At 34.4% G+C, this 16,943-nt stretch carries 19 protein-coding genes and 1 tRNA gene; 11 read left to right on the top strand and 9 right to left on the bottom strand.

The annotated features are described in order from the left end of the window. Nucleotides 1-246 precede the first annotated feature (246 nt). Entirely contained in the window at nt 247-1,482 is a 1,236-nt protein-coding gene (locus tag C7377_RS02530; protein ID WP_116495752.1) for a hypothetical protein, read from the top strand. Between the two features lie 7 nt (nt 1,483-1,489). Here the strand turns inward: C7377_RS02530 and C7377_RS02525 are convergent, their stop codons facing one another. From C7377_RS02525 to folB, 3 genes are read right to left on the bottom strand one after another with little or no spacing between them, the layout of a single operon-like run. Further along, on the bottom strand, nt 1,490-2,968 hold the full coding sequence (locus C7377_RS02525) for a PH domain-containing protein (protein WP_116495751.1): 1,479 nt from the start codon (nt 2,966-2,968) through the stop codon (nt 1,490-1,492). After that, complete coding sequence (locus C7377_RS02520) at nt 2,955-3,482, bottom strand: PH domain-containing protein (protein ID WP_116495750.1); 528 nt, start codon at nt 3,480-3,482, stop codon at nt 2,955-2,957. Before C7377_RS02520 ends, C7377_RS02525 begins: the two co-directional genes overlap by 14 nt. Nucleotides 3,483-3,487: 5 nt before the next feature. Further along, the gene (gene folB / locus C7377_RS02515) at nt 3,488-3,847 is read right to left on the bottom strand and encodes a dihydroneopterin aldolase (protein WP_116495749.1); all 360 of its coding nucleotides are present in this window, start codon (nt 3,845-3,847) and stop codon (nt 3,488-3,490) included. 225 nt (nt 3,848-4,072) lie between these two features. On the opposite strand from folB, the gene C7377_RS02510 reads away from it, so the two are divergent. From C7377_RS02510 to C7377_RS02495, 4 genes are all read left to right on the top strand, one after another. Beyond that, complete coding sequence (locus tag C7377_RS02510; RefSeq protein WP_116495748.1) at nt 4,073-4,948, top strand: hypothetical protein; 876 nt, start codon at nt 4,073-4,075, stop codon at nt 4,946-4,948. 80 nt (nt 4,949-5,028) lie between these two features. Then, nucleotides 5,029-5,673: a YiiX/YebB-like N1pC/P60 family cysteine hydrolase gene (locus tag C7377_RS02505; protein WP_116495747.1), complete on the top strand. Its 645-nt coding sequence runs from the start codon at nt 5,029-5,031 to the stop codon at nt 5,671-5,673. A gap of 69 nt (nt 5,674-5,742) precedes the next feature. Further along, nucleotides 5,743-6,429 carry a zinc metallopeptidase gene (locus C7377_RS02500; protein WP_116495746.1) on the top strand — a complete coding sequence of 229 codons (687 nt, stop codon included), beginning with the start codon at nt 5,743-5,745 and terminating at the stop codon, nt 6,427-6,429. A 41-nt stretch (nt 6,430-6,470) separates the two neighbouring features. Next, nucleotides 6,471-7,064, top strand: coding sequence for a DUF937 domain-containing protein (locus C7377_RS02495; RefSeq protein ID WP_116495745.1), 594 nt, complete (start codon nt 6,471-6,473; stop codon nt 7,062-7,064). A gap of 53 nt (nt 7,065-7,117) precedes the next feature. Here the strand turns inward: C7377_RS02495 and rsgA are convergent, their stop codons facing one another. From rsgA to C7377_RS02480, 3 genes are read right to left on the bottom strand one after another with little or no spacing between them, the layout of a single operon-like run. Continuing rightward, nucleotides 7,118-8,050 carry a ribosome small subunit-dependent GTPase A gene (gene rsgA / locus C7377_RS02490; protein ID WP_116495744.1) on the bottom strand — a complete coding sequence of 311 codons (933 nt, stop codon included), beginning with the start codon at nt 8,048-8,050 and terminating at the stop codon, nt 7,118-7,120. A gap of 10 nt (nt 8,051-8,060) precedes the next feature. Further along, nucleotides 8,061-8,759, bottom strand: a complete 699-nt coding sequence (locus C7377_RS02485; RefSeq protein WP_116495743.1) for a ComF family protein — start codon at nt 8,757-8,759, stop codon at nt 8,061-8,063. Further along, nucleotides 8,756-9,367 carry an HAD family hydrolase gene (locus C7377_RS02480; RefSeq protein ID WP_116495742.1) on the bottom strand — a complete coding sequence of 204 codons (612 nt, stop codon included), beginning with the start codon at nt 9,365-9,367 and terminating at the stop codon, nt 8,756-8,758. The genes C7377_RS02485 and C7377_RS02480 overlap by 4 nt, the downstream gene beginning before the upstream one ends. A gap of 89 nt (nt 9,368-9,456) precedes the next feature. Here C7377_RS02480 and C7377_RS02475 point away from each other — a divergent pair. After that, nucleotides 9,457-9,530: transfer RNA gene (locus tag C7377_RS02475), tRNA-Ile, on the top strand. Nucleotides 9,531-9,693: 163 nt separating this feature from the next. Here the strand turns inward: C7377_RS02475 and C7377_RS02470 are convergent. The 3 genes from C7377_RS02470 to C7377_RS02460 form a co-directional block, all read right to left on the bottom strand. Continuing rightward, on the bottom strand, nt 9,694-10,248 hold the full coding sequence (locus tag C7377_RS02470; RefSeq protein ID WP_116495741.1) for a PepSY-associated TM helix domain-containing protein: 555 nt from the start codon (nt 10,246-10,248) through the stop codon (nt 9,694-9,696). Next, a complete protein-coding gene (locus tag C7377_RS02465) occupies nt 10,232-10,765 on the bottom strand; it encodes a hypothetical protein (protein WP_133241449.1) in 534 nt (177 codons plus the stop codon). The genes C7377_RS02470 and C7377_RS02465 overlap by 17 nt, the downstream gene beginning before the upstream one ends. Before the next feature lie 314 nt (nt 10,766-11,079). Then, nucleotides 11,080-11,703, bottom strand: coding sequence for a type I restriction endonuclease subunit R, EcoR124 family (locus C7377_RS02460; protein WP_243408289.1), 624 nt, complete (start codon nt 11,701-11,703; stop codon nt 11,080-11,082). A 72-nt stretch (nt 11,704-11,775) separates the two neighbouring features. Between C7377_RS02460 and C7377_RS02455 the strand changes: the two genes are divergently transcribed. The 5 genes from C7377_RS02455 to C7377_RS02440 all read left to right on the top strand — a co-directional run bounded on the left by C7377_RS02455 (nt 11,776) and on the right by C7377_RS02440 (nt 16,930). Beyond that, complete coding sequence (locus C7377_RS02455) at nt 11,776-12,408, top strand: uracil-DNA glycosylase family protein (RefSeq protein WP_116495739.1); 633 nt, start codon at nt 11,776-11,778, stop codon at nt 12,406-12,408. 12 nt (nt 12,409-12,420) lie between these two features. Further along, nucleotides 12,421-12,837, top strand: a complete 417-nt coding sequence (locus C7377_RS02450) for a DUF488 domain-containing protein (protein WP_207778389.1) — start codon at nt 12,421-12,423, stop codon at nt 12,835-12,837. Beyond that, a complete protein-coding gene (locus C7377_RS09820; RefSeq protein ID WP_207778388.1) occupies nt 12,785-12,955 on the top strand; it encodes a hypothetical protein in 171 nt (56 codons plus the stop codon). Before C7377_RS02450 ends, C7377_RS09820 begins: the two co-directional genes overlap by 53 nt. Before the next feature lie 65 nt (nt 12,956-13,020). After that, nucleotides 13,021-16,209 (top strand): Eco57I restriction-modification methylase domain-containing protein, encoded by a 3,189-nt coding sequence (locus C7377_RS02445; protein WP_116495738.1) that lies wholly within the window; start codon nt 13,021-13,023, stop codon nt 16,207-16,209. A gap of 178 nt (nt 16,210-16,387) precedes the next feature. Beyond that, complete coding sequence (locus tag C7377_RS02440; protein ID WP_116495737.1) at nt 16,388-16,930, top strand: type 1 glutamine amidotransferase domain-containing protein; 543 nt, start codon at nt 16,388-16,390, stop codon at nt 16,928-16,930. Nucleotides 16,931-16,943: the final 13 nt, after the last annotated feature.

The following is a 16,943-nucleotide window of genomic DNA, read 5'->3' as shown; positions in this document are numbered from 1 at the left end:
TACAAAGTTATAGGAATTGACAAAAATAGCACCACTCTTAACCTTATTTAAGAAAAACAGTGAATCCAGCTTCGATTCTTACAAACCTCTACTTTAAGAAAATTCATCTTAGAAAAAGATTACAAAATGGTATATAACATAAACAAGCAGGCAAGTAATCTATACAACTTGACTTACATTTGCATTCGTTTTTATTACCTGTAAACTATTTTTCCCCTTAAAGCAGAAGCATAAATTATTAGTACTATGAAAAAATTTATATTATTTATCATTGCGAGCCTTAGTGCAATAAATGGCAGTTTCGGACAAACAGATGACAAAGTTAAAGTGGAACTTAGCGGTTTTATATCTGCTAAATTTTTCTACGATACGCGTGAAGGCATTAGCAGTCGCAACGGAGATTTTCTCTTTTACCCTGCACCTGAAATTATTGATGATAATGGCAATGATCTGAATGATGTCTCAAAATTCCATTTCAATACACTCCATAGCCGACTTAGAGTCAAAACAACATCTTTTTCATTATGGGGTGGGAGTCTCTCTTCATATTTAGAGGCCGATTTTTATGGTATCAGTCAAGGAGATATTGGACAATTCCGAATAAGGCATGCATATTTAGATTATAAAAGAAACAAATCTAATTTAATTGTTGGACAATATTGGCACCCTATGTTTGTTACAAGTTGTTATCCCACAACTTCTTTAATTAGCTTAGGGACCCCGGGAGGCGTGCTTTCTCGAAACCCGCAAATACGTTATACATACCATTTTACTAAAGACATTAAGGCTTCCATTACTGCTCTTTCTCAACTAAATTTCAAATCTGATGGCCCTCAAGGTGCAAGTGCAGACTACATCTCTAATTCCGGTATCCCTGAATTTAATCTTCATATAGAAGCAAAACCGTTATCACAATGGACAATCGGAGCTGTCGGTGGAACCAAAAAGTTAGTGCCCCGTACGGTAAATGACGAAAATAATAAGGTTGATGAAAGCATTCAGAGTTACCATCTCGCTGTATATAGCGCTGTGAAAACTTCCAAAATGGAATATAAGCTACAGGGAATATATGCTGAAAATGGCAATAATATGAGATTACTTGGAGGCTATGCGGTAAGTGGTATTAATCAAGCAAAGGGAGAATATAATTATACCCCAATTGCTTCATTATCAAGTTGGGGAGAAATAGTTTCTCATTATCCCTCTCTTGTTAATTTTGGGCTTTTTGCTGCTTATTCAAAGAATTTAGGAGCATCAGAAGAAGTGATAGCAGAAAACGGCGTTTATACAAGAGGTAAAGACATTAACCAGCTTTTTAAAGTAGCGCCACGCATCTCGTTACAACACAAAACATTTAAAATTATCGCAGAAATTACTCAGATATATGCCGATTATGGAACTCCAAATGTTAAAATGAAGGTGAAAGATACAAACAGAGTGGGATTGACCCGTTTCCAGTTGCATGTGCTTTATAATTTTTAGCTGTAACTTAGATCCAATCTTTCTTGGTATTTATAACCTCATGCAATAAGAAGTCTTTGATTTTCACAGCTGTTTCATAAGGTATATAGCTCAAAGAAACTTCAACACCTGCCAAGCCAAGATGTAAAGAGGCTGTATTTCGTCTCCTTTGAAAATAACTTTGAGAAATACGAACAGCTTGTACTTTATAATGCTCTATGAAACTGTTAGCATGGACTATACCTCCAGACCTTACATGCAGCAGTGTGTTATCAATTCGATACTCGCGCCTTTTATATTCATAATGAGAAAGCAGTAGAATGCAAACCAAATAAATAAAAGTCAACACCCAGAACCATGGGTATAAGAATGCTGGAATCACTAGAAGAGGCAGAAGAAAACATTTTTCAAAAAACAATCTATTGCGTAATGCCCAATGAGGTTTTATGACCAGTCCAGCATCTAATTTTTTAGAGAATATTGCTGATTTAATGCGGTCAGTTTGAACGTTTTCACAACCAGGAATTAAGACTTTCTCTGCATCTTTTGTCACATTTCCACTACTCGCCTGTATTAATCGCACTGTTTTTATTTTGAGTAATCTCTGTAAAGGATTTGCAGACTGCTGATAAGCTTGCACTCTTGAAAATGGAACTGTAATCTTCTTTCGCTTCAACAAACCTGATTGGAGCAAAAATACCTTGTTTACTTTCAAAAACTTAAAATCATAATAAGCTAAAAATGTTCTTACAAATGAAATAATAATTGCCCCAATGACAATAAAAATGATTACGCTAACCCATATCATTAGACTGGCATGCTCCAGCGTATAAGCAGTCTCAGACAAGACCTTATCAATCTCATCATCAAAAAAATCTTTAATCTGATAATAAATTTGATTGCCAAAAACCAACAACAACATCAGTCCGTAAATATGATTTCTAGCAATACCTATTTTGAGCAAATTAGACGGTGACAATGAAATGATTTCTTCACAATTCCTATCAACTTCTGCCTCTTCTTTATCCTCTATACTACTTTTTGATGCATAACTAAGTGCTTCTTCGAGAGCCATAGCAAACTTTCTTTTCACAGCACTGATACTAACTTCCTTGTTGTCAGTACCTGCAGAATCCACCTTTACTTCGACCACACCAAGTAACTGATGTAACAATTTCTGATTGGTATTTACAGAAATGATTTTTTCTAAAGGCAAGGTTGTGATACTCTTTTTCAAATATCCTTTTTCAATGACAAACTCATCATCTTTAATATAAAAATAGAAATACCTCCATGACAAATAGCTATGTATGGCAATCATAACAATTATAATAAAAAAAACGATGTAGGTTTTGTAATCTGTGAAAATATCTAATTGGCTATTCAACAATAGGTAGGCAAAAAATGCCCAGAAAGCTTCAAAGGATTTCCTCAAAAAAAATCCTATGGATAGAATAACTCCAAGCACATCTTTCCGTTGTGGTATGCTAAAGTCAATCTTGGTCATTCTCTTCAATTTTCCCAGACAATAAGGCTTTGAGTTGCTGTGCCTTTTCGAAAGATATTCCTCTTATGGTCATATCATTAGAAGAATCACCTGCAGTATAAATATTTAGCTTAGCCAAGTTCATAAGCTTTTCTATGGCGCTTTGTTGTACCTTCATGTGCTGTATGCGACTCATTGGAACTGTGGTTATACTCCGAGTGATCCACCCTGTTTTGTAATGCACATCTTTTTCTCGGATAGCAAAACCTTTATGTCTAAATCCACGATAAATAGAAAGGTAAACAAAATTAAGAGTCAGCACATAAAGTGAAATAAATAAAATAAATATCCAACTAGGAATCTCATCAATAAAAATATACGCTGCAATCGCCCCTATTAATAAAATACCAAAGAAAATGCCCCATTCTATCGCTTTTAATTTTCTATATTTCGGCAAAAGTGATTCAAAAATAATTGTTTCAGACTTCGGAATGCTCTCAGAAAATATCTGTTCGTATGTTGCATCGTTATCCATCACAATTATCGTTCTAAAGTCAAACTAACATTACTCATCTCACCACCCATTGGTGGAGCAATTTTTTTAACTTGCACTCTGGCAAAACACAACTCTGAAAAGTTATCATACAAGCAATTCAAGATTCGCTGAGCCACATGCTCTAACAAGTTAGAAGTTTCTTGCATTTCTTCAGCAATAAGTTCATACGCTTTTTGATAATTGAGGGCATCATCAATATCATCTGATTCCATAGCTTTACTAGCATCATATTCCATTCGCACCGAAACTGCAAAAGGAGTTCCCACGACTTTTTCCTTATCAAAACACCCATGATAGGCGTAAAACTTCATATCCTCTATCCTAATTATCCCTTTTTTCATCATCCTTTTTATAAATATCTATTCCACAAAAATACAAAAATGCTTTAGTAAGTTTATTAGATAATTATTTCTTCATTAAAAAAGAGACATAAATGATTTGTTTTCAATACAATACACAGTCAGTTTATTTCTATATTCGAAGTCCCATAGAATTGAATCCCTACTTTTCGTTTAAGTGGTACAATTATTGTTGCACATAGGTAATTAAATTAATAAACACCTAAGAACATGGAAAAGAAGAGGAATAACGCTGGGTATATTGCAGCTATTGTCGTTTTAGCTTTATTACTTATCGGAGGATCGGTTATGTATTTTCAAGAGCGAAACAAAAATAATGAGATCCAACAAGTATTAGAAGATGAAAAACAAGAATTAACTACAGAGTTAGAGTCACTCTCGGCAGAGTATGACAAACTAAAAACAACTAACGACACTTTGAGTTATGAGCTTGAAATAGAGAAAGCTAAAATTGAGAAGATGATTACAGAGCTAAAACAAACAAAAAACAGTTCGTATGCTCAAATCAAAAAATATAAAGACGAAATCGCTTCTCTAAAGGCTCTTGTAAAAGAATATTCATTCCAAGTTGATTCTCTTAATATGCTTTCATTGCAATTAGCAGAAGAGAAAGACCTTTACAAAGAAGAGGCAGAAAAGAAAACGGCTGTTGTTGATAGTTTATCAATGACTAATGAAGAATTACAGAAAATCGTAAGCCGTGCATCTATCTTAGAGCCTATGAATTTAGAGGCATATCCTGCAAATAGACGGAATAAACCAGTACGCAGATTAGGCTGGACGCGTAAGATAAAAGTTGATTTCACATTCCCTAAAAACCCAACTGTAGAAAAAGGTGCTAAAGACGTGTATGTCGTTATCACTCGTCCTGACGATGTTATTGTAAGCAATCCTCTCGGAGAAACTTTCGAATACAACGACGAGCAAATGACGTACACCATGAAGCGTACTATATATTACGAAAACGAAGTACTTCCTGTTTCATTATTTTGGGATAATGACAAGAGCCTAATAAAAGGACAATACAAAGCAGATATCGTATTAGACGGAAAAGTTATCGGCTCTACAAGTTTTAGGATTAAATAATGAATTAGAAAATATTAAAATATAGAAAAGCTATCTAACTAAAAATAGATAGCTTTCTTTTTTAGTCACAGATTTACATAATGTACAAACTCTTAAAAATACTCTTGCTCGTAATTGTTTCGGCAAACTGCTTAACAGCATTCTCTCAAAATTATGTTCTCAAAGAAGGGGACTTACTGTTCAAAGACACACGAAACAACGCTATTTCGCAAGCGATAAAAGATGTAACACCCTCAGCTAGTAATTTTAGCTTTTCACATGTAGGAGTCCTATTTTTTGAAAATAATGAATGGAAAGTCTTGGAAGCTGTTCCCGAATATGGTGTGCGCATATCAACACTTCCTGGTTTTTCCTCATATGCAAAAGGAGAAGAAGTGATAATAGTTGTAGGAAGATTAAAGACGAACTATCCTTTTGATCTCGAAAAACTCATAGAATATGGGAAAAAGCAACTTGGAAAACCCTATGACAACCCCTTTTCTTGGAACGACGAAGCATTTTATTGCTCAGAATTAAGCTATAAAATGTTTAGCTATGCAGGACAAAATCACGCATTTACACCGAAACCGATGACATTCAAAGAAGAAGGAAAGGATCATTTTCATCCTACTTGGATAAAATATTACAACGAGTTGCAAGTGGCTATACCAGAAGGAGAATTAGGAATAAATCCTAACGCGATGGCTACATCTAAAAGCATCGATTTGTTATTTGAATTACCTTAATTGTCAGTAACAATCTTAGGCATACTATTTGTATTGTAGAAGCTATATAATTATATTTTAAATTGAAAAATGTATATAGGTTATGTAATTATTGGTGTGATATTCGCTGCTATCAGCAGTTGGGTCGGTGCCAAACTCAAATCAAAATTTAGATATTACTCCCAAGTATCATTGCGAAATGGCATGAGCGGGAAAGAAATTGCAGAAAAGATGTTGCATGATCATGGCATCACTGATGTAAAGGTTATATCCGTTAGTGGTCAATTAACAGATCATTACAATCCTAGAAATAAAACCGTAAACCTTAGTGAGCCAGTCTATATGCAACGCAATGCAGCGGCTGCGGCAGTGGCAGCTCACGAATGCGGGCATGCAGTACAGCACGCTCAAGCTTATCAATGGCTTACGTTGCGTTCTAAATTGGTACCTGTGGTTAATATAGGTGCAAAAGCATTTAATATTGTTATTATGGTAGGGATTGGTATTCTTGCCACTACAGGAAATCCATTAGTCGCTTGGCTCGGAGTCGCATTATTTGCAACAACTACTTTATTCAGCCTGATAACACTACCTGTGGAGTATGATGCTAGCAATAGGGCACTAAAGTGGATGCAAAGAGAGCATATAGTGACTGACCAGGAACATAGCGGAGCAAAAGATTCCTTAAAATGGGCAGCACGCACCTATTTAGTCGCAGCAATTGGTTCTATCGCTACTTTGCTATACTTGGTATTTAATATTGCAGCAAGAAGATAGACTATCAAAATCATTATAAATCACTAAAAAACAATCACAATATGTCAGGATTACTAGACAACGTGCTCGGCACATTAATGCAAGATCAAGCAACAGAAAAAATGGCTTCAAAGTTTGGAGTTGAAAAGTCACAAGCACAAAGTGCATTGGCTACAGCTCTTCCTATTATAATGCAAGCGATGAAACGCAATGCATCAACACCAGAAGGCGAAAGAGCCTTGGAAAATGCATTACAAAAAGACCACAGCCCTTCTATCTTAGAAAATATTACGGATTATTTAGAACAACCTAACACCTCTGAGGGGAGTAAAATTCTGGATCATGTCTTAGGAGGAAAACGCAGTACCGTAGAGCAATTTGTAAGTAAAGACAGTGGAATTTCTTCAGGCATTGTGGATAAGCTTTTGAGTGCAGCGGCACCTGTAATTATGGGAGCATTAGCTGGAAAGAAACAAAATTCTAATACCAATGTAGGGAATATTTTAGATAGTATTACAGGTGAAATGCATACGAGAACCAGTAGTAAAGAACAAACAATTATTGAAAAGCTTCTAGACCAAGATAATGATGGTAGCATCATGGACGATGTTGCTGATATTGGAAAATCTTTACTGGGAAATATGTTTAAGAAATAATCTTAGAAACACTAGTACAGAAGAGAGCAGAAATTTGAAGTTCTGCTCTTTTTTTATTGCCGATGTTTGGTATCCTCATCTAAGAAAAGACGTAAGTAGTTTTCGTAACGAGATTCACTAATAAGACCATCTTGAACTGCCTCTCTTACAGCACACTCAGGCTCATAAACATGCTTGCAGTTGTTGTATTTACATCCATGAGAATATTTGAATATCTCCTTAAAAAAATGGGCTAATTCCTCTCTGTCAATATCCACCAAACCAAAACCTCTGATGCCGGGCGTGTCAATAATATAACCTTCAAATGCCAATTCGAACATTTCTGCAAAAGTGGTCGTGTGCTTTCCACTGTTGTGCGATGTTGAGATCTTGCCGGTTTTCAAATCGAAACGTGAATCTACAGCATTTATCAAAGTTGATTTCCCCACTCCGGAATGCCCTGCTACCATAGACACTTTATTTTTCAGCAATTCCCTTACTGTGGCTACATCGGCTTCATTATGTGCACTTATGGCATAACAAGGATATCCTACCTTCTCATAAATTGTACGAAGCTCTTGCAAGTATTTTTCTTCATCATTGGAATGCAGATCTATCTTATTAAAAATAAGAATCACAGGAATACGATATGCCTCAGCCGAAACCAAAAATCGATCGATAAACATCGTTGTAGTCACCGGTGAAGTTAGAGTGATGAGCAACAAAGCTTGGTCTATATTTGCTGCTAAAATATGGCTTTCTTTAGAGAGATTCGTAGCTTTTCGAATAATGTAGTTCTTTCGCTCTATGACTGATTTAATGACTCCTGTGTCATTTTCACCTACTTCAACCTGCACATAATCCCCAACAGCAACAGGATTCGTTGTACGAATTCCCTTAGTCCGCAACTTACCTTTGAGAGTTGCAGTGATTTTTCGATTATTTTCCAAGACCACTTGGTAGAAACTCCCTGTCGATTTCAGCACTAATCCTTTGTTTAATTCCATAGTCGAATATTTAATCTGCTTTAGCCAAACATGCGATGCTAACTGTGAGGTCTTGGCTACTTTCTTGCAAGGTTCTCACACAATTTATTAATGTACTTCCGGTGGTTACAACATCATCTATAAGCAAAACATGCTTCCCTCTAAGCACCTCCCCAGCTTTTACAGCAAATGTTTTCTCCATATTTTCAAAGCGCTCCATTCTGCTCTTTCGAGTTTGGGATACACCATGTACTTTTCTTATCAACACATCTGTAAGCACTTCCTTCTCCAATCCTTCACCTATCCCCCGTGCGATATGCTCCGATTGATTATAGCCTCGTTTACGTTTTTTCTTCAAGTGCAAAGGTACAGGAATTAAATAATCTACATTTTCAAAAACTGTGTCTTTTAAGCGATAGCCTATTTCTCTGCCCAATATCACTCCGATCTCTTTATGATGATGATATTTCAATTGAAAAATAAGTCGCTGTAAAAGTCCTTCTTTATGATAATGGAAGCCGGCAAATGCATATTGAATTTGCACTTGCCCATCAAATACGTGAGTGATTTCATTGTCGAAATACTCGTTATATCTGCTTGGTTCTAATCTTGAAATGCACCGATAACATACCGTACGTTCTCCATACAGTAACGGATGTGAACATGTTAGACAAACATCTGGGAAAAACAGGTGAGTGAAACCCTCTATATATCTATGAATATGCCTCATACCCACTCTAATATTGTTTTCGTTGTTGATACTTGCCCTACGTTCCAACCTATTTCTTGAGGATATACTAAATTCTCTTCCAAATCATCTAAAAATAACACTTTCTTCCCATCTAGTAGATTCTCCTTATGCACAAAATCAAAGATTTCCTTATCAGGCTTACTCATCCCTAATTCCTGAGAATAATATACTTTATGAAAATAATCACTGAGACGAAAATACAAGGATGCTGCTTTTGCTTGAAAACACTGCGTATGCAACTCATTTGTATTGCTCAATAATATCAACTGATGCGTTTCTTTCAGTTGCTTAATTAAGGCAATATGTTCTTTAGGGAAATCAAGCAACATAGCGTTCCATGCTTCAACTACTTCATATTCAGCGACTTCCTTTGAAAGCTCATTTTGCAAAAAGGAAAGAAAATATGTCGTAGAAACTTCTCCTTTTTGATAATTCGAGAGCAACCTCTTTAGTTTCACATGAGGTTTCAGAATATCTCCTTCAAATCCTAATGATTGGAAAGATTGAATGGTTAATTCCGGAGCAATAGGCAAAATGGTATTACCTAAATCAAAAATTAACACTTCATATTCATCATATTTCGACATTTTTACGGCATTTTATTTGAAAATTGCTAAGAATAATGTAGCTTTGCAAACCAAATCAAAGATAGTAAAACTTTTCTTTTGATTTTTCGGGTCCTATAGCTCAGTTGGTTAGAGCACCTGACTCATAATCAGGGAGTCCTTGGTTCAAGCCCAAGTGGGACCACACTAGATATCAGCCACTTACGAAAATGTAGGTGGCTTTTTTGTTTACAAGAACAGAGCTTATTCTTTACAGTTTTTCCTCAATATCCAACATAGGAGATTTATTCATTCTAAATAAAATGATTTTTAAATAACTAGACCAAATTCATCTTTTACAAAAAACATTACACTATAAAATAGTAAATAACTGGAATTCCAATTCCGATAAGGGCAAACCAAACTCCACGTCTTTTAAATCCTTTTTTACCTTTTACTATAATAGCTCCGGATATAGCAAAGAAAATCAACATACAGCAGTATAAAATGGCTAGCCAAGTAAACCGTTTACCAATATTATAATGAATATCATTGGCAAATTTGATCAACTTATTCGTCTTAAAAATTGAGAGTTTAACTTCCCCTGTAGTTATATTATAAACACCCTCACCGCCCTTTACAAGTAGTCTATAATTTGAATGATTATCTATTTTGACTCGAGTAAGTCTAGGAAGTTCATCCTGCTTACTCCAGTCAAGTTTAAACTCATCCTTAGATAGATTTGGCGAAAACTCATTCTTTATTGTTTCTTCGCTATATTCTATATCAATATTATATTGCTTTAATACTAACGCAATTCCAGAAAAAGCATAAATAACAGTCAATCCAATAAACAAATAGCCCAAGTCACGATGTAATGTTCTATTTAGCTTATTCAGACTTTTTTTACTCCACCACTTCATATGATTCTCCAGTTATATAATAAACGGGATAATAATCTTTATTATTGTCCTTCATCCACTTACGCATCTTTATAATATTGCTTATTTCAGCACTACAGTGTTCTCCTCCTTCTTCGATATCTTCCTCCTTTTCTTTAGCTTTTACTTTTGCCTCATATTCATCAATATACTCATTAGTTAACCTATTCTCTTCCAATGTACCCTTAACCGCTATGATTGAACCTGCTAATTCCTTGCTAAAACTTTTTATGTCACCCCCCGCATCGATTCGTAGTGATAACGATTCATCGTCATTTTCAATAAAGCAACGTCGCCCAGAATGCTCACATGTATGGGTTACTAAGCCTTTCACGAATATGGTATTACCAACATTTCGTTCTGTATTTGCAACGACTTCATCAATTGTCTGAACTTTCAATTCTTCATTTACATTCTCGTTTTCTTTAGATGAATCTGTCTTACTATTGCAAGCAAAAAATACCATCACCAATCCTAATAAGAATACTGTTTTTTTCATTTTATTCATTTTTTATACTATTAAACATCTATTTTCTCTTCTCCAAAGCAAGAACAGCTATAGGTCCAAATATTCCTGTTAAAACTATCCATACTGTTTCTGCTATTTTTGCTTTTGCCGTAGTTTTACGCTTAACAACAAAGTAAAAACAAAGAGCAAAAAATATATTAACCACAAGCACTTGCCAAAAGCCCCAAGAGATTATTCTTTTTTAGATGAATATTAAATCCTTTAAATCAGAATAAAATCATTCCCAAAAGCCACAATAATCTTTCCAAAATGATGTAATTAATAGCATAAATATAGTCAATATACTATACATTACCACCAACACCTTTAAATTTCTCTACAAAAGAAGATATCCTTTCAAAAACCTGTTGTTTTAAAGTTAGATATTTTGGGTTGAGTGGGCTCATTTTAGGTAATACAGCATTAAGTTCTGTGCCGTTTTCACTGGCATATTCTCGCTTTAAGGAGGATAAAATATATCTCTTGGCGGCTTCTTCGTTTAATTCTTCTTCCTCAATAAGTTCAGTCGCTTCTTCTTTTAGTTTTTCTTGCGCAAATGAAAAGAAAGATTCTATAATGCTGGTTTTATCTTTAATCTTGTCTAAATCTGTTTCGTTAATAAAATCTACCACCAAACTTTCTTTGGCTCTATTGCCAACGCTGGAACGTATTACACGGCGAATTTCTTCTACCAAATCCGATTTATTGCGTGTCTTTTTATTGTGTTCAAAAAGCAATTCGAGAATATAATCTAAATTAATCTCCTGAGATTTTAATAAATCGATTTCAAAAACCACATCATCCCAATCAATATTGGATTCCTCTGGCTGGTTACCTTCTTTTTGTCTTCGCAACCAATCGCGTATGTCATTATAGGTAGAACGATAATCTTGAATTGTTCTCTCTGCTGGCACATCAATGGCTTTCATCTTACCTATATCATCATCTGATAAAAAGTAGGTTTCTTTGAATTCAATAAAAACCTTGAATACAACGGTGCTATGCCTGAGAATTTTAAGGTAATTAATCCGTTTATGGAACTTCCAGAAACTCAAGTAGTCATGGATAGGTTTTATACTAAATACTACAACGACACCAAAAAAAGAAAATTCATCATCGGTATCAATCCGAGTCGTCATGGTGCAGGTGTTACAGGCATTCCTTTCACGGACACGAAACGTTTAGAGAGCGTTTGTGGCATTAAGATGAAAAGCATACGTACCCATGAAGTATCATCGGTATTCTTTTATGATGTGGTAAAAGCCTATGGCGGTCCGCAACGTTTTTATTCTGACTTCTATGTAAACTCCCCATTCACTCTTGCTATTACAATGTTAGCGAAAAGTGGTAATTGGTTAAACGCGAATTACTATGATAGCAAAGCTCTCTTTGATTCTACAAAAGAGTATATGATTGATAGTTTGAGAAAACATATTGAAATGGGAGTGTACACCTCTGAAGTGTATATCTTGGGAGTGAAAAATGCGAAATTCATTCAAAAACTAAATGATGAAGCCAATTTATTCAACAAAATGGTAGTCTTAGAGCATCCTCGCTATATCCAACAATATAAATACAAAGAGCGAGAACTTTATATTGACAAATACGTAAATGCTCTAACAAGTGAGATCTAAAAAGGCAAGTTTATGAAGAATGTAAAAAAGCAGACGATTTATACTATAGGTCATTCCACTCGTCCCATTGAGGAATTCATAGACTTGTTGCATACAAATAAGATGAAAACTTTGGTAGATGTAAGAAGTTTACCCGGCTCTAATAAATTTCCTCAGTACAACCAAGAGGTACTCTCAGAAACGCTAAAGAATGAGGATATTGAGTACATATATATGAAAGAATTAGGAGGTCGACGACAAGTATTGAAGAACTCGATAAATACAAGTTGGAGGAATAAATCTTTTCAGGGCTATGCTGACTATATGGGCACAGAAGAATACCGAGAAGTCTTAGAAAGATTAATGTCAATTGCCTCAAAAAAAAAGAACTACAATAATGTGTGCGGAAGCCGTCTGGTGGCGATGCCATCGCTCAATGATTTCCGATAGCTTAAAAGTCAGAGGTTGGGAAGTTTTACATATTATCAATCAAAACGAACCAAAAGAACATCCTTACACCTCCCCAGCGAGAATTGTTGATAATCAAGTTTTTTATCATGAAGAGTAAAGTTTGTTTAAACCTATTTTCATTATCTTTGAATCTTGCAGGTTTTGGTTTTTTAGAATTTAAGTATGAGTTTATTTCAAAAGTCAGTAGAGAAAAAATACCTAAGTCAATTAGATGCTGAGTTAGTCCAAGAAAAATATAGCATCTTCCAAATGTATTTTGGAAATCCTGAAATTCAGGAAAACATCAGAAATGCCAAAGAGGAACAATTTCAAGAAGGATTTTTAAGGGAGTTGTTTGTGAATATTTTAGGATACACCCCTAACCCTCAGCCTGATTTTAATCTTACTACAGAACTCAAGAATATAGCCAACAGTAAGAAAGCTGATGGTGCAATTATAAAAGATGATAATGCAGTAGCTGTCATTGAACTAAAAGGAACTAATACACCGGACTTAGATAAGGTAGAAGCTCAAGCATTTGGCTATAAAAATCATCATCCTAAATGTGTGTATGTTATTACCTCTAACTTTGAGAAGCTTCGCTTTTATATACACAATGCTATTGAATATTTGGAATTTGACCTCTTTAACTTAACTAAAGAGCAATTTGCACTCCTTTGGTTGTGCTTGGCAAAGGAAAATTTATTGAGGGATATTCCTTTAAAAATAAAGGAATCATCATTAATACAAGAAGAGAATATCACTAAAGAACTTTATGCTGATTATTCCAAGTTCCGTACAGAGATTTACAGTAACCTTGTAAAGAATAATCCTAATACTGATAAACTGTTACTTTTTAAGAAAACACAAAAATTATTAGACCGTTTTCTTTTTATATTTTTTGCTGAGGACAGACTCCTGCTTCCTCCAAATTCTATTGGAGATATTATTAAAAAGTGGAAGACTCTCAAAGAAGAATTAGATGCCTATGTACCTTTATATAACAGGTTCAAAAAATATTTTGGATATATGAATACCGGCTATAAAGGTAAGAATTATGACATTTATGCCTATAATGGTGGACTGTTTGCACCTGATGAGGTGCTTGATGCTATTACTATTGATGATGAATTACTATACACCCATACCTTAAAGTTGAGCCAATATGACTTTGAAACAGATGTAGATGTAAATATCTTAGGACATATCTTTGAACACTCTTTGGGTGAGATTGAAAATGTACAGGCTGAGATAAAAGGTGAGCAAGTAGATACTCAAAAGACCAAGCGTAAGAAAGATGGCATTTTCTATACGCCAAAGTACATTACTAAATACATTGTTGAAAATACGGTAGGCAAGCTCTGTGAAGAAAAACGTAAAGAGTTTGATATTGTAGATGAAGAATATGGCAAAGGACGTAAAAACAGAAAGAAAGATACTATAAAAACGCTTGACCAAAAGCTTACAGATTATAGAGATTGGCTACTTACACTTACTATCCTTGACCCTGCTTGTGGCTCAGGAGCTTTTCTCAACCAAGCTTTGGACTTTTTGATACAAGAGCATAAAAAAATAGATCAACTTAGGGCACAGCTCTTTGGTGGTGGTTTGGTTTTCGCTGATATTACAAATGACATTTTGGAGAAAAATATCTATGGTGTTGACCTTAATGAGGAATCTGTAGAGATTGCCAAACTCTCCCTTTGGTTGAAAACTGCCCAAAAAGGCAGGAAGCTAAATACATTGAGCAATAACATAAAATGTGGTAATTCGTTAATAGATGAACCAGAGGTAGCCGGAGATAAAGCTTTCAACTGGCAAGAGGAATTTCCCCATATTTTTGCCAAAGGGGGCTTTGATGTGGTGATAGGGAATCCGCCTTATATCCGAAAACAAGGATTAATGGAAAATTATCCTGAATTAACTATTTTCTACGAGGATAGATTTCAATCCGCTACTGGTAATTATGATATCTATGCTTTATTTATGGAAAGAAGTTTTGGATTGATTAAAAATCATGGTATTGTATCATTTATTTTGCCCCATAAGTTCTTGGTTGCTGATTTTGGAGAAGGTATCAGAGCATTTTTTAAAGAACGTAACGCAGTAAGTGAGCTTATCCATTTTGGTTCTCATATGGTTTTTGCAGATGCTTCAACTTATACATGTATAATTAACCTAAATAAGCATTCTAAGGAAAGGCTTCTTTTTAAAAAACTAGAACCTATGGAAATTAATAATCCTTTTAAATGGGATTATATATTATATGAAAATTTAGATGAAACTAATTGGAACTTACAAAGTCAAAAGGTTTTTGAATTAATTGAAAAATTGAATACACAACCATATAAAATAGAAACAGTATTTGATAAAATATTTGTAGGACTACAAACTAGTTTGGATGCTATATATGTATTTGAAGGTGTAGAAGAAGGTAATATTATTAAAGGATATAACAGTAAATATAATTATCATTTTGAAATTGAAAAGGAAATTGTTAAGCCTTTTATAAAGGGCAATGAAATTTCAAAGTTTCGAGATTTAAATAATACTCACTATGTTTTTTTCCCTTATACAGAAGAAGGTATTTCAGTGAAAGAGGATTATATTCTAAATAATCTTCCTAAGACATATGAATATTTAAAACACTTCGAATCAGAAATTAGAGGTAGGGAACGTGGGAAAATGGATATTGAGGAAGACTGGTATTTATACATATACCCCAAGAATTTAAATAAATTTCATCATCCTAAAATAATGACACAAGAAATATCCTCTGGTTGTAATATGACTTATGATGAAAATGGAGAATTTTATCATCCTACAACAATTTATTCATTTGTAAAAAATGATAGCTTTGATGTAGATGAAAAGTTTTATTTAGGTATTATGAACTCTAAAGTTCTGTGGTTTTTCTTAAAAAATACAGGCACAGAGTTAAGAGGTGGTTATTTTAGATTCAAAACCAATTATTTAAAACCATTTCCTCTACCTGAAATACCTGACAATCCTAATGCGATAATAGATAATGTAAACCAAATGTTATCGTTGAACAAATACTTGCAACAAATTACTGATAAATTTCTACGTACACTTCACAGGAAGTTTGAAATAGAGAAACTCAGCAAGAAGTTAGAAGAGTGGCATTCTTTATCTTACAAGGAATTCACAAAAGAGTTGAGTAGGAAAAAAGTAAAACTAAGCCTTTCAGAAGAAACTGAGTGGGAAGATTATTTCCTTGCAGAAAAAACAAAAGCAGCCAAATTAAAAGCAGAAATTGATAAAACAGACAAAGAAATAGACCAAATGGTGTATGAGCTTTATGATTTAACTCCCCAAGAAATAGAAATTATTGAGAACTCAACGAAATGATAAAAAGAGGTTGACAAGAACGAACTTATCATGTTTAAATAGCAATTCTTTTCAAATGTTAAATCTATATAAAAAATCTCAATCAACTGTATTTTTGCCTATTCGTGGAATGATTTATGTGCCTTTATTTATGACTTTAATACAAGTCTAAACAGTACTAATTAAAAAAATAATTATTATGGAATTGAAGAATAAAAAAGTAGCAGTAGTAGCAGAAAACGGATTTGAAGAGTCTGAATTATTTGAGCCGTATAATAGATTAAAAAAAGAAGGTGCTGAGGTACATATTGTTTCTTCTAAAAAAGGAGAAATTCAGGCGATGAAGGGTAAAGAGTGGACTAAGACCATTGCAGTAGATAAAACCTTTGATGAGGTGTCTCCTGAAGAATACAATGCGGTAGTTTTACCGGGTGGTGTTGTAAATCCGGACACCCTTAGAAATAATGAAGATGCTGTAAAGTTTGTAAAACACTTTAGCGACGTAAAAAAACCAATAGCAGCAATATGCCATGGCCCATGGACATTGATAAATGCAGAAGCAGTTAAAGGAAAGAATATGACTTCATATAGTTCAATCCGTAAAGACTTAGAAAATGCTGGAGCAAATTGGGTAGATGAGGAAGTTGTAGTTGACCAAGGCTTGGTAACAAGCAGAACTCCTGACGATCTTCCAGCATTTATGGATAAAATGGTCGAAGAAATAGAAGAAGGTAAGCACTAAAAACTTACCAAAC

Origin of the sequence: Balneicella halophila, assembly GCF_003096835.1 — a bacterium.
Taxonomy (GTDB): domain Bacteria; phylum Bacteroidota; class Bacteroidia; order Bacteroidales; family Balneicellaceae; genus Balneicella; species Balneicella halophila.
Note: the sequence above shows the minus strand (reverse complement) of the source record. Positions and strands in the feature narration are given on the sequence as shown.

What these genes read in the sequence shown, in the direction of transcription:
- C7377_RS02530 (WP_116495752.1), top strand. Translation starts at nt 247, where the DNA reads ATGAAAAAATTTATATTATTTATCATTGCGAGCCTTAGTGCAATAAAT.
- C7377_RS02525 (WP_116495751.1), bottom strand. Translation starts at nt 2,968, where the DNA reads ATGACCAAGATTGACTTTAGCATACCACAACGGAAAGATGTGCTTGGA.
- C7377_RS02520 (WP_116495750.1), bottom strand. Translation starts at nt 3,482, where the DNA reads ATGGATAACGATGCAACATACGAACAGATATTTTCTGAGAGCATTCCG.
- folB (WP_116495749.1), bottom strand. Translation starts at nt 3,847, where the DNA reads ATGATGAAAAAAGGGATAATTAGGATAGAGGATATGAAGTTTTACGCC.
- C7377_RS02510 (WP_116495748.1), top strand. Translation starts at nt 4,073, where the DNA reads ATGGAAAAGAAGAGGAATAACGCTGGGTATATTGCAGCTATTGTCGTT.
- C7377_RS02505 (WP_116495747.1), top strand. Translation starts at nt 5,029, where the DNA reads ATGTACAAACTCTTAAAAATACTCTTGCTCGTAATTGTTTCGGCAAAC.
- C7377_RS02500 (WP_116495746.1), top strand. Translation starts at nt 5,743, where the DNA reads ATGTATATAGGTTATGTAATTATTGGTGTGATATTCGCTGCTATCAGC.
- C7377_RS02495 (WP_116495745.1), top strand. Translation starts at nt 6,471, where the DNA reads ATGTCAGGATTACTAGACAACGTGCTCGGCACATTAATGCAAGATCAA.
- rsgA (WP_116495744.1), bottom strand. Translation starts at nt 8,050, where the DNA reads ATGGAATTAAACAAAGGATTAGTGCTGAAATCGACAGGGAGTTTCTAC.
- C7377_RS02485 (WP_116495743.1), bottom strand. Translation starts at nt 8,759, where the DNA reads ATGAGGCATATTCATAGATATATAGAGGGTTTCACTCACCTGTTTTTC.
- C7377_RS02480 (WP_116495742.1), bottom strand. Translation starts at nt 9,367, where the DNA reads ATGTCGAAATATGATGAATATGAAGTGTTAATTTTTGATTTAGGTAAT.
- C7377_RS02470 (WP_116495741.1), bottom strand. Translation starts at nt 10,248, where the DNA reads ATGAAGTGGTGGAGTAAAAAAAGTCTGAATAAGCTAAATAGAACATTA.
- C7377_RS02465 (WP_133241449.1), bottom strand. Translation starts at nt 10,765, where the DNA reads ATGAAAAAAACAGTATTCTTATTAGGATTGGTGATGGTATTTTTTGCT.
- C7377_RS02460 (WP_243408289.1), bottom strand. Translation starts at nt 11,703, where the DNA reads ATGAAAGCCATTGATGTGCCAGCAGAGAGAACAATTCAAGATTATCGT.
- C7377_RS02455 (WP_116495739.1), top strand. Translation starts at nt 11,776, where the DNA reads ATGCCTGAGAATTTTAAGGTAATTAATCCGTTTATGGAACTTCCAGAA.
- C7377_RS02450 (WP_207778389.1), top strand. Translation starts at nt 12,421, where the DNA reads ATGAAGAATGTAAAAAAGCAGACGATTTATACTATAGGTCATTCCACT.
- C7377_RS09820 (WP_207778388.1), top strand. Translation starts at nt 12,785, where the DNA reads ATGTGTGCGGAAGCCGTCTGGTGGCGATGCCATCGCTCAATGATTTCC.
- C7377_RS02445 (WP_116495738.1), top strand. Translation starts at nt 13,021, where the DNA reads ATGAGTTTATTTCAAAAGTCAGTAGAGAAAAAATACCTAAGTCAATTA.
- C7377_RS02440 (WP_116495737.1), top strand. Translation starts at nt 16,388, where the DNA reads ATGGAATTGAAGAATAAAAAAGTAGCAGTAGTAGCAGAAAACGGATTT.